A 6,249-nucleotide genomic window follows, 5' to 3' on the forward strand; every position below is an offset into this window, starting at 1 on the left:
CGCTTGCGCTTGCTCGCGTACTCCCCGTCGCCAAAGCTCATCTGGTCCATCGCGCGCGGTCCTCGTCGGGTAGTGGCACTATCTCAGCACAATGGGGCGGACTTGTTCAGACCTTCCTTAAAGGTAAGTGGCGGTGATGTCGCAAAATCATTGATAGTTAAAAATAGATCTTTTGTAATTGTTATTGGTCGTTATCGAGCTGCCGATCGTTTGCTGTCCACCGGGAATGAATCTAGTGTATTAGTTGGCGGCAGCATAACTGTTGACGCTTCCGGTTCTGCGTTAGGTCCTTGGGGCTTCCAGACGCCACCGCCTTCGTTGATAAAAAAATCGATAGGCGATTGATGATGTTGGCATGCTCGGAAACAGCGAGGCGGTCACGATTGCTTGTCCGTTTTCTTTCGAAGATCGTTCTCGTGCTGGGGACCGCCTATTGCCAGGTGGCCGCTTCCCAGGGAGCTGTTGCCGGTGGGGACGGTCTTTCCCTGGAACTGAATGTACGTACAGCCGACGTCACGATTCTGCTCGTGAACAACGGTGTGAAACGGCCGACGGTCGAATATCCCTTCCGGCTGCTTTATGGCGAAGACAGGTCAGGGCTGGACATCAGCTTTGTTCCGAAAAGCGGAAAGACCGACAAGAAAATACTCTGTCCGATCATCGACGTGTCGCCTGAGCAGCTTCCGACGAAACGGATGCTGTTCTCCGGCAACGTCCTGGGGCAGCGCTTCTCGAAGAAAGAGCTCAGGGAGCTTTACTGCCTGGAGAAGAAGCCGTACGTAATGACGGCTCGGATCTACTACGACGCGTCGAACGAGAGCTCGACCCAATATGTCGAGGTGGTTGGAACAGTGGATTTTTCGTAATAAGCGGCGCTGCCGTTTCGATCATCGATCGATATGAGCCGGCCTTGCGCTGTTCCGGCGCTCAGTGGTCGACGTCAGCCAGCCGGTTCTGAATTTTCTCCAGCGATTTCAACCCCGGCGCCCCCGGCGCGAGCTGCGCCTGCAGGGTGCGCGCGGCGGCCGGCACGAGCTCCTTTGCGGCGGCGATGTCGCCGCTGCGGGCGAGCAGGTCGGCGAGTTCGATCTCGATCTCGGCGGTGCCGGGGTAGTTCTGGCCGCGGGCGGCCTTGACGATGCGCAGGGCTTCGCGCATGCCGAGGATTGCGCCGGGCAGGTCGCCGGCTTCGGCGGCGAGCAGTGCGCGTGAACGCGCGAGCTGGCCCCAGCGCGGCGATTCGGCCGCGACCAGCGGCTTGAACAGCTTTTCGGCGGCGTCGAAATGCGCGGCCGCGGCGACGCGGTTGCCGGAGCGGCGTTCCCATTCGCCGAGGTGGAACTGCTGGCGGCCGCGCTGCAGGTCGAGCACCGCGTTCTCTTCGCCGTCGGTCGGTATGGGCCGTTCGAGGTAGTCGCGCGCCTCGCGCATCTGGCCCGACAGCATCAGCAGGCGGCCGAGGTTCTGGTGGGCCAGCGCCTGCGCCGAGGAATCCTCGGCCGCGTGCTTTTCGGCGATGCCGACCGACTGGCGCAGCAGCGGCTCGGCCTGCGCGAAGTCGCCGAGCTCCTCGAGCACGCTCGCGAGGTTGTTGATGCTGACGCTGTAGGACAGGCTGTCCTCGCCGAGGTTGGCGCGCGCGCTGGCCAGCGACAGCTGCATCTGCTCGCGCGCTTCGGCCAGGCGGCCCTGGTTGTGGTAGATCACCGCGAGTTCGTTGCGCACGAGCGCGATCATCTCGCTGTCGGGCTCGTAGATCTTCAGACGCTCGCGCAGCATTTCCTGCAGCGCCTTCTCCGCGGCCGGGAAATCGCCCATCGCGCGGTAGGTGTTGGCGAGGAAGCCGAGCGAGGCGAGCAGCAGCGGGTCGTCGGCCGACCGCGCGACGCGCAGCAGGGTCACGCCGCGCTGGGCGGCGCGGTTGGCAGCTTCGGCCTGGTTGTCGGTCAGCAGTGCCTCGGACTGGAACAGCAGCGCGTTCGCGTGATCCTCGCCGCCGCGCAGCTCGGGCGCGGCGTCGTAGCGCGCGACCACGTCGGCGAGCATGCCGACGGCCTCGTTCGCGCGGTCTGCGCGCGACAGTACGAGGCCGACTTCCGAGCGCAGGCGCAGCACGCGCGCGCCGACGTCTCCGTCGAGCGCGGTCGCGCGCTGCAAGCCTTCCTGCAGCAGCGCCAGCGCGCGCGGGAATTCGTGGTTGTCGCGGCAGGAGTTGCCGAGCTCCTCCAGCGCGTCGACGAGGCCCGGGGACTGCGGCGCCGCCGCGCGCAGCAGGGTCGCGGCTTCCTCGAGGGTCGCGATCGCCTCGGTCGGCAGGCCCTGGCGCGCGTACAGCCGGCCCAGGGTCACGAGCAGGCGGCCGCGCTGGGCCGGATCGTTGCCGAGGCTCGTCGCGAGCTGCTGCTTGCCGAGGTCGACGAGTTCGCGCGGGCTCAGCTGGCGCCGGCCGCTGCGGTCCGGATCGGCCGCCTCGAACAGCGAGACGAGGTAGTGCTCGACCGCGCGCGCGGCGGCGGTCTCGCTGACCGCGCGGCGCTCGGCGCTGAGCGCGCGGTCGCGTTCGGCCGCGAGGCGCCAGGTGGATAGGGCGATCACGGCCAGCGCGACGCTGGCCGCGCCGATCGCTAACGGATGCCGGCGCAGGAACTTGTTCGTGCGATACAACCAGCTGTCGGGCGCGGCGAGCACCGGGCGGCCGCGCAGGTAGCGGCGCAGGTCCTCGGACAGCGCTTCGGGCGACAGGTAGCGCCGTGCCGGGTCCGCGTGCGTGGCCTGGGCGACGATCAGCGCGAGCTCGGCCGGCAGGCGCGTGCCGTCGGCGCGCGCGAGCACGGCCGGCAGCACGAGGCCGTCGCCGTTCTGCACCGGCACGCTTTCGGTCAGCACCTCGTAGAGCAGCAGGCCCAGCGCGTAGACGTCGGTCGCCGTGCTGACCGCCTCGCCGCGGCGCTGCTCGGGCGCCGCGTAGGTCGGCGTGAACCATTGCGCGTGCGTGGCTTCCTGGCGGCCGCTCGCGTTCGGATCGAGCAGCTTGGCGATGCCGAAGTCGAGCAGCGCCGGTTCGCCGTCGGCGCGCACGAGCACGTTGGCCGGCTTGAGGTCGCGGTGGATGACGAGCCGCTGATGCGCGTACTGCACGGCCAGGCAGACCTTGCGCAGCAGCTCGATGCGCGCGGCCGGCGTGGCCTTGTGTTCGCGGCACCAGCGCGTGATCGGCTCGCCGGCGACGTATTCCATGACCAGATAGGGCTGGCCGTCGGCGCTGGTGCCGCCGTCGAGCAGGCGTGCGATGTGCGGGTGTTCGAGCTTGGCGAGGATCTGCCGCTCGCGGCGCAGGCGCTCGGCCGCGTCGCGCGTCGGGATGCCGCGGATCAGCTTGATCGCGACCTGGCGGTCGAATTCCGCGTCGGCGCGTTCGGCCAGGAACACCGTGCCCATGCCGCCGGAACCGATCTCGCAGAGCAGCCGGTAAGGCCCGAGCATGAGGCCGCTGACCGGCAGTGCAGCCGCTTCGCCCAACGCGGCGGCTTCGCCGACCGCGGCGCCGAACTGGCGCGTGACCGCGGCGTTGTCACGCTCGTCGGCGGCGACGAGGCGCAGCGCTTCCTGCTTGAGGTCGTCGCTGTCGGGTTGCGCCGCGAGCCAGGCTTCGCGCCGGTCGGCCGGCAGCTCCAGCAGGGAGTCGAACAGCTGCTGCAGGCGCAGCCAGCGCGCGTCGCTCATGCCTCCAGCCGCTCCTTGAGCCAGGCGCGCGCGAAGCGCAGCTCGCGGTCGACCGTGGCCAGCGAGACGTCGAGCGTGTTGGCGATCTCCTCGCGCTTGAGGCCGAGGAAGTAGGTGAGCTCGATGACTTCGCACTTGCGCGCATCGAGCGCGCGCAGCGCGTCGAGCGCGCTGTTGAGCTGATCCTGTTCGCGCGGCTCGCTGGGCTGGTCCTCGGCCGAGGACAGGGTCACGTGGATCTGGCCGCCGCCGCGCTTCTCGCTGCCTCGCGCGCGGGCCATGTCGATGAGCATGTTGCGCATCGCTGCAACGACGACGCCGAAGAAGTGCCGCCGGTCGCGCCAGTCGATGTCCTTGCCGAGCAGGCGCAGGAACAGTTCGTTGGCCAGTTCGGTCGGCGCGAGGGTCACGTTGCCGTCGAACTGGCGCAGGTGTTTGCCGGCGATCGCGCGGACCTGGGCGTAGACGAGCTCGGTCAGTTCCTCGGCCGCGCCGGCATTGCCCTGGTTCCAGGCGATCAGCAGACGGGTGACTTCATGGTCGGCGGCAGCCGGCGATGCGGGTTCGGACACGAGCGAGCCTCCTGCGATGTTGCGGAAATCGCGGCGATGACAGCATCGCCGCCGCGATCCCGTCCTCGGCAGGCACGTCGGCGCCGCACCTTGCGGCCCGATCCGTTCCATCTGCGAGGAAAAGCATCGTGAAGCATACGAAGACAACGCACGGTTTGCACCGGTATCGATCGGCACTGGCTGCCGCCGCCCTCTGCCTGGCCGCCGCGCCGGTCATGGCCCAACAGTGGGTGCCCGGAACACTGGACCAGACGTTCGGCAGCGTCGGCAAGCTCACGACCGACTTCTTCGGCGCCCCCGACGAGATCAATGCAGTCGCCGCGATGTGGGACGGGCGCTTCGTCGCGGCCGGCACCGTCACGGGCCGCAACCTCACGGGCACCGGCAGCTCGCCGAATCTCGCGGTCGCGCGCTATCTGCCCAACGGCACGCTGGATCCGACCTTCGGCACGAATGGTCTCGCGATGTTTGATCGTTCCGGCAACGTCGACGAGGGGTTTGCGGTCAAGGTGTTGCCGGATCGCAGCGTGCTCGTGGCCGGTTCCCAGGCGCCGACCGCATATCAGGACTTCGCGCTCGTCAAGCTGCGTCCGGACGGCAGCCTCGACACGAGTTTCGGCGCTGCCGGCGTCGGCGGCCGTACCGGTTCGGTGCTGCTCGACGTGGGCGGCCCCAGCCAGCACGACGAAGGCCGTCTGCTCGCGGTGCAGAGCAACGGCAAGATCATCGTCGCCGGCCACACCACGGTTCCGGTCGGCGGCTTCCGCTACCGCCGCACCACGGTCGCGCGCTTCAGCGCCGACGGCGTGCTCGACACGAGCTTCGGCGGCAACAACACCGGCTACGTCGTGCTCGACGGCGCGTATCCGGCCGATGCGCAGACCGGCGACTACGTGACCGCGATCGCGACGAACCAGCGCGGCGACCTGCCGGCCAACGACAGCATCACCCTGGCCGGCTACACCGCCAACCGCAACAACGCCTATGTCGTGCGCCTGACCCGCGACGGCGTGTTGGACACGACCTTCAATGGCACCGGTCGCGTGAACCTCGTAGCCGGCACCAGCAGCGGCGTGCAGACCGGTCTGTCGGATCTGCGTGCCGCGCGCATCGACGATGCGGGACGCCTCGTTCTCGTCGGCACCAGCAACGACCGCGGCTTCACCTTTCTGCGTCTGCTCGCCAACGGCAGCCTGGACACGACCTTCGGCATGAACGGCCGCACACTGGTCAAGCTCAGCACCGTGTCGCAGTACGACGAGCCGCGCGCGCTCGCGCTGCAGGGCAACGGCAAGATCGTCGCCTCGGGTTACGCCACGACGACGCCGTCCGGCGCGCCGCAGCCGGACTTCTTCATCGTGCGCCTCAGTGCCGACGGCCTGCCCGACCAGGGCTTCGGCGACGGCCAGGGCCGCATGACGGTGGGCGTGTCCGCCGGCACCGAGCAATCCCGCTCGCTGGCGGTCGAGCCTTCGGGCAAGCTGCTCGTCGCCGGCCTGGCGCTGAATGCCAGTGGCCCGCACGACGACTTCGCCGTGCTGCGCGCCTACGGCGATCCGGACCGCATCTTCGCCGACGGTCTGGAACAGCCTCTGTTCTGATTCGCGCATGGCCGCGGAATCCGCGGCCGGTTTTTTGTGGCCTAACCAGCGCGATGCGATCCTGCCGCGATGCGATTGCCCGAGACGTACATCGGGCGCTGCGAGGCAACGCCTCGCTATCGTCGGCCGTCGCGATGCGCGATAGTCGGCCGCCTCGTCGCTGCCCGCGGATGTCGTCCATGCCTGGCGCCCGTCTATCGCTGTCGTCGTTGCTGCTGGGTTTCGCAGCGGCGCCGTTGCCGGCCGCCGCCGACTGCGCGTCGGCGACGGCGGCGGCCGCGGCACTGACGGCGCCGCAGGCGATCGTGAAGCAGGCGCTGGGCGGCGAGGCCGAGCCCGAGCTCACGCCGGCC

Annotated in this window: 5 protein-coding genes; 3 read left to right on the top strand and 2 right to left on the bottom strand. The window is 68.6% G+C overall.

Annotation, left to right across the window (positions count from 1 at the left end; translation table 11 throughout):
• Together NON22_RS18835 and NON22_RS18840 are read left to right on the top strand one after the other, a co-directional pair.
• Window positions 1-345 (top strand): hypothetical protein (locus NON22_RS18835; protein ID WP_257388498.1); only part of this gene is annotated, 345 nt, incomplete at its 5' end.
• Window positions 346-416: 71 nt separating this feature from the next.
• The gene (locus NON22_RS18840; protein WP_257388499.1) at window positions 417-866 is read left to right on the top strand and encodes a hypothetical protein; all 450 of its coding nucleotides are present in this window, start codon (window positions 417-419) and stop codon (window positions 864-866) included.
• Window positions 867-927: 61 nt separating this feature from the next.
• Here NON22_RS18840 and NON22_RS18845 read toward each other — a convergent pair whose 3' ends face one another.
• Window positions 928-3,723 carry a serine/threonine-protein kinase gene (locus NON22_RS18845; protein WP_257388500.1) on the bottom strand — a complete coding sequence of 932 codons (2,796 nt, stop codon included), beginning with the start codon at window positions 3,721-3,723 and terminating at the stop codon, window positions 928-930.
• Window positions 3,720-4,295, bottom strand: a complete 576-nt coding sequence (locus NON22_RS18850; protein ID WP_257388501.1) for an ECF-type sigma factor — start codon at window positions 4,293-4,295, stop codon at window positions 3,720-3,722. Before NON22_RS18850 ends, NON22_RS18845 begins: the two co-directional genes overlap by 4 nt.
• Before the next feature lie 215 nt (window positions 4,296-4,510).
• On the opposite strand from NON22_RS18850, the gene NON22_RS18855 reads away from it, so the two are divergent.
• Window positions 4,511-5,896, top strand: coding sequence for an NHL repeat-containing protein (locus NON22_RS18855; protein WP_257388502.1), 1,386 nt, complete (start codon window positions 4,511-4,513; stop codon window positions 5,894-5,896).
• Window positions 5,897-6,249: the final 353 nt, after the last annotated feature.

Source organism: Tahibacter caeni (assembly GCF_024609805.1).
Taxonomy (GTDB): domain Bacteria; phylum Pseudomonadota; class Gammaproteobacteria; order Xanthomonadales; family Rhodanobacteraceae; genus Tahibacter; species Tahibacter caeni.